The following is a 4,902-nucleotide window of genomic DNA, read 5'->3' as shown; positions in this document are numbered from 1 at the left end:
ACCGCCTTCAGGTTCGACCAGCCGCCGCGCACGCCGCCGCAATGCTCTTCCAGCAGTTGTCGCAGCGGGATCGACATCGCCTCTTCGACATTGCACGGCCGGTTCACATGGCCCGAGATCGACATCAGCTTGGTGCCGGTGTTGTTCGGCCGGCCGAAACCGGCGAACCAGTCGGCGCCGCGACGCAGGATGGTGCCCACGACGGCGATGGATTCGACGTTGTTCACCGTGGTCGGCATGCCGTACAGGCCCGCGCCGGCCGGGAAGGGCGGCTTCAGGCGCGGCTGGCCCTTCTTGCCCTCCAGGCTTTCCAGCAGGGCCGTCTCTTCACCACAGATGTAGGCGCCCGCACCGTGGTGGATATAGACGTCGAAATCCCAGCCGTGGACGTTGTTCTTGCCGATCAGCTTGGCCTCATAGGCCTGTTTGACCGCCGCCTCCATGCGCTCGCGTTCCAGCACATATTCGCCGCGCAGATAGATGTAGCAGGCGTGCGCCTGCATGGCGTAGCTGGCGATCAGACAGCCTTCGATCAGCAGATGCGGATCGTGGCGCATGATCTCCCGGTCCTTGCAGGTGCCGGGTTCGGATTCGTCGGCGTTGACGACCAGATAGTGGGGCCGTCCGTCCTTCAGCTCCTTGGGCATGAAGGACCATTTCAGCCCGGTCGAGAAACCGGCGCCGCCCCGGCCGCGCAGGCCCGAGTTCTTCACGTTGGTGATGATCCAGTCGCGGCCAAGGTCCAGCATGTCCTTGGTGGCGTTCCAGCAACCGCGCGTCTTCGCCCCCTCCAGGCCCCAGTCGTGCAGGCCGTACAGGTTGGTGAAGATGCGATCCTTGTCTTCCAGGATGCCGACCACGCTCAAAGTCCTTCCGCCAGACGGCGCTTGTGATGACGGGTGCGCAGGAACACCGCGAAAATGACCAAGGCCCAGCCGCCCGCCAGCATGGCGTAACCGAACAGGACCGCCTGTTCCGGCAGCAACCCGCGCGAGGCGGCCACCACCACCACGGCGGCCAGCAGGATCAGCCCCAGCCCCGTCCAGCGATACGGCAGAGCCACGCGACGCAGCTCGCGCCGATATTCGGCGCGGCCTTCCTCGGTGCTCAGGTCGGGCATGGGCGTCGTCATGCGGGCGCCTTGGCGGGTTTGCTGTTCGGCAGCGTCTTGATCTTCTTGGCGGCCGAGCCGTCATAGAGTTTGGGATCGGTCAGGGTCAGCGGCCCGCCCTCGGGCGCCGAGTTGACGCGATCGACGCGCGGGCCGGGCTTGGGCTTCTTGCCCGCCGCGAAGTCGTCCAGGATCGACTTCAGATTCTCGGGCGTCAGGTCCTCGAAATAGTAGTCGTTGATCATGGCCATCGGCGCATTGACGCAGGCGCCCAGGCACTCGACCTCTTCCCAGTAGAAACGACCGTCGGCCGACAGGGTCTGTTTCGGGCCGATCTTGTCCTTGCACACCTTCATCAGCTCGCCCGCGCCGCGGATCATACATGGCGTGGTGCCGCACACCTGAACCAGGGCGGCCGAGCCGACCGGCTCCAGCATGAACATGGTGTAGAAGGTCGCGACCTCCAGCACCCGGATGTAGGGCATGGCCAGCAGGTCGGCGATCTTGCGGATGGCGGGTTCGCTGACCCAACCCTCCTGCTTCTGGACCAGCCACAGGATCGGGATCACCGCCGACTGCTTGCGCTCGGCGGGGTATTTGGCGATCCACCACTCGGCCTTCTGCATCGTCGCCTTAGAGAAGGCGAACGCGGCCGGCTGTTCCTTGGCGAGACGACGAACCGACATCAGACTTCCAACTCCTCGGCGACGACGCCGGAACCCAGCATTTTCTTGCGCACGGTCAGGATCTTGTGCTGGCCGTTGCGGCTGATCAGGAAGTTGTGCTTCCAGTTTTCGCCGCCACTTTCGGTGGAGGTGTAGGCCACCACGCTCCAGCCCTGCTTGACCGCATCGCTCAGGGGTTTGTCGCTCACCGGTCCACCTCGCCGAAGACGATGTCCAGTGAACCCAGAATGGCCGAGACGTCCGCCAGCATGTGGCCGCGGTTCATCCAGTCCATAGCCTGCAGGTGGCGGAAGCCGGGGGCCGAGATCTTCACGCGATACGGCTTGTTGGTGCCGTCCGAGACCACATAGACGCCGAACTCGCCCTTGGGCGCCTCGACGGCGGCATAGACCTCGCCTTCCGGCGTCTTGAAGCCTTCGGTGTACAGTTTGAAGTGATGGATCAGGGCTTCCATCGACCGTTTCATCTCGCCGCGGCGCGGGGGAACGATCTTGTGGTCCTCGATCATCACCGGCTCGCCGGGGCAGTTGCGCAGCTTGTGGATGCACTGCTCCATGATGCGCAGGGCCTGTTTCATCTCCTCGACGCGGACCAGATAGCGGTCCCAGCAGTCGCCGTTCTTGCCGACGACGACGTCGAACTCCAGATCGGCGTAGCATTCGTACGGCTGCGACTTGCGCAGGTCCCAGGCGATGTCCGAGCCGCGCAGCATCACGCCGGTGAAGCCCCAGGCCAGGGCCTCTTCCTTGGACACCACGCCGATGTCGACGTTGCGCTGCTTGAAGATGCGGTTCTCGGTGACCAGGGACTCGATGTCCTTCAGCGCCGCCGGGAATTGCTGGCACCAGCGGCCGATGTCGTCGATCAGGTCCATCGGCAGGTCCTGATGGACGCCGCCGGGGCGGAAATAGTTGGCGTGCAGGCGCGCGCCGCAGGCCCGCTCATAGAAGACCATCAACTGTTCGCGCTGCTCGAAACCCCACAGCGGCGGCGTCAGGGCGCCGACGTCCATCGCCTGGGTCGTCACGTTCAGCATGTGCGACAGGATGCGGCCGATCTCGGAATACAGCACCCGGATCAACTGGGCGCGGTACGGAACCTCGACGCCCAGCAGCCGCTCGACCGCCAGACAGAAGGCATGCTCCTGGTTCATCGGCGCGACGTAGTCCAGCCGGTCCAGATACGGCACGTTCTGAAGGTAGGTCCGCGCCTCCATCAGCTTTTCGGTGCCGCGATGCAGCAGGCCGATGTGCGGATCGACGCGCGTCACCAGCTCGCCGTCCAGCTCCAAGACCAGACGCAAAACACCATGCGCAGCAGGGTGTTGCGGGCCGAAGTTAATCGTGAACTTGCGGTCGTCCATCTCCCGCGCATGGGCGGTGCGGCCGTCTTCGTCGAACACGTCGGCGGCGCCGAGCGGAATGTTGTGGCCGTCAGCCATCAGCGGAATCCTCGTCGTGCGGCCCGACACGCTTGCGCGTCAGCGCCACCAGCCAGCCGAGCGCGAGGGTCAGAACCCCCATGCCCGACACGGCGGCGGTCGAAATCTCCCAATTGCCGGTCAGCACCGCGATCGCCAACGGCGTCGACAGCAGCACGGCCGATGCGCCCAGCAGCGCGCTTTGCAGCTCGCCCGCCGACAGGCGCCGAATGCCCGCCCCTATGGCCAGACAGACCACGGCGATCATGATGGCCACGCCCAGCGCCTGCATCTGCGACGGCGACACGTCCGGCGCGCGCGTGAACCAGCCCGTCAGCCGCGCCCCCAGCGTGAACAGGAACGCCGTCGAAAAGGTCACCAGAAAGAAGGAAGACGCCGATCGTATCGCCGCGCGGTTCATGGCCGATCATCCCGCCTTCTCGTCGCCAGGCAGCACCGGGACCGGATATTCCGCGCCTTCCCAGGGCGACAGGAAGTCGAAATTGCGGAACTCCTGGGTCAGCTTGACGGGTTCATAGACGACCCGTTTCAACTCCTCGTCGTACCGGACCTCGACATAGCCGGTCATCGGGAAGTCCTTGCGCAGCGGATGCCCCTCGAAGCCGTAGTCGGTCAGCAGGCGGCGCAGGTCGGGGTGGCCCGTGAACAGCATGCCGTACATGTCGAAGGCTTCGCGCTCGAACCAGTCAGCCGAGGGATAGACCGCGCACACGCTGGCGACCGGCTGGACCTCGTCGGTCGTCACCTTGACCCGCAGGCGGGCGTTCTTGGTCAGGGACATCAGGTGATAGACCACCTCGAACCGCTCTTCGCGGTCGGGATAGTCGGCCCCGCAGACGTCCAGAAGCTGTTGGAACTCGAACCGGTCGCGCAGCGCCGTCATCACCTCGACGATCCGCTCACGCGGGGCGACCAGGGTCAGCTCGCCATAGGCCACCTGGGCCTCGACGCCCAAGGCCCCCACCATCTCGGCGCCCAGGGGCGTCAACTGCGCCTCCAGATGCTCGATCATCGCCACGTTGCTCATCGTTCGATGGTCCCCGTGCGGCGGATCTTCTTCTGCAACTGCAGGATGCCGTAAACCAGGGCTTCGGCGGTCGGCGGGCAGCCCGGCACATAGATGTCGACCGGCACCACGCGGTCGCAACCGCGCACGACGCTGTAGCTGTAGTGGTAGTACCCGCCGCCGTTGGCGCAACTGCCCATCGAGATGACGTAGCGCGGGTCCGGCATCTGGTCGTAGACCTTGCGCAGGGCCGGGGCCATCTTGTTGGTCAGGGTGCCGGCCACGATCATCAGGTCCGACTGGCGCGGGCTGGCGCGCGGCGCGGCGCCGAAACGCTCCAGGTCATAACGCGGCATGGACGCCTGGATCATCTCCACGGCGCAGCAGGCCAGGCCGAAGGTCATCCACATCAGCGAACCGGTGCGCGCCCAGTTGATGACGTCGTCGGCCGCCGCGACCAGGAAGCCGCGCTCGCCCAGCTCGGAATTGACCGCCTCGAAGAATTTGTCGTGGACCTTGGGATCATAGCCCTCGACGGTCGAGCGCGCGGCGCGGCCGAAGGCGACCGGCGAACTGCCCTGGTTGCCGACACCGATCAGCGGAAGGTCGTTGGTGGTCACTCCCATTCCAGGGCGCCCTTCTTCCATTCGTAGATGAA

Annotated in this window: 8 protein-coding genes; all 8 read right to left on the bottom strand. The window is 65.3% G+C overall.

Going from position 1 to position 4,902, the window contains the following annotated elements; all coding sequences use genetic code 11:
- The coding region (nuoF, locus tag V7D63_RS13050) for an NADH-quinone oxidoreductase subunit NuoF (RefSeq protein WP_333592707.1) at positions 1-860 on the bottom strand (860 nt) is incomplete at its 3' end.
- A 2-nt stretch (positions 861-862) separates the two neighbouring features.
- Positions 863-1,120 (bottom strand): hypothetical protein, encoded by a 258-nt coding sequence (locus V7D63_RS13045; protein ID WP_333592706.1) that lies wholly within the window; start codon positions 1,118-1,120, stop codon positions 863-865.
- 8 nt (positions 1,121-1,128) lie between these two features.
- Positions 1,129-1,797 carry an NADH-quinone oxidoreductase subunit NuoE gene (gene nuoE, locus V7D63_RS13040; protein ID WP_333592705.1) on the bottom strand — a complete coding sequence of 223 codons (669 nt, stop codon included), beginning with the start codon at positions 1,795-1,797 and terminating at the stop codon, positions 1,129-1,131.
- A complete protein-coding gene (locus V7D63_RS13035) occupies positions 1,797-1,985 on the bottom strand; it encodes a hypothetical protein (RefSeq protein ID WP_333592704.1) in 189 nt (62 codons plus the stop codon). The genes nuoE and V7D63_RS13035 overlap by 1 nt, the downstream gene beginning before the upstream one ends.
- Positions 1,982-3,160 (bottom strand): NADH-quinone oxidoreductase subunit D, encoded by a 1,179-nt coding sequence (locus V7D63_RS13030; protein WP_333592710.1) that lies wholly within the window; start codon positions 3,158-3,160, stop codon positions 1,982-1,984. The genes V7D63_RS13035 and V7D63_RS13030 overlap by 4 nt, the downstream gene beginning before the upstream one ends.
- 70 nt (positions 3,161-3,230) lie before the next feature.
- Positions 3,231-3,638, bottom strand: a complete 408-nt coding sequence (locus V7D63_RS13025) for a hypothetical protein (RefSeq protein WP_333592703.1) — start codon at positions 3,636-3,638, stop codon at positions 3,231-3,233.
- A gap of 6 nt (positions 3,639-3,644) precedes the next feature.
- The gene (locus V7D63_RS13020) at positions 3,645-4,250 is read right to left on the bottom strand and encodes an NADH-quinone oxidoreductase subunit C (RefSeq protein ID WP_442882145.1); all 606 of its coding nucleotides are present in this window, start codon (positions 4,248-4,250) and stop codon (positions 3,645-3,647) included.
- An 11-nt stretch (positions 4,251-4,261) separates the two neighbouring features.
- Complete coding sequence (locus tag V7D63_RS13015; RefSeq protein ID WP_333592708.1) at positions 4,262-4,891, bottom strand: NuoB/complex I 20 kDa subunit family protein; 630 nt, start codon at positions 4,889-4,891, stop codon at positions 4,262-4,264.
- Positions 4,892-4,902 lie beyond the last annotated feature (11 nt).

The organism is Brevundimonas sp. (assembly GCF_036732845.1).
Lineage (GTDB): Bacteria > Pseudomonadota > Alphaproteobacteria > Caulobacterales > Caulobacteraceae > Brevundimonas.
This window is presented reverse-complemented; position numbering and strand designations above follow the sequence as displayed.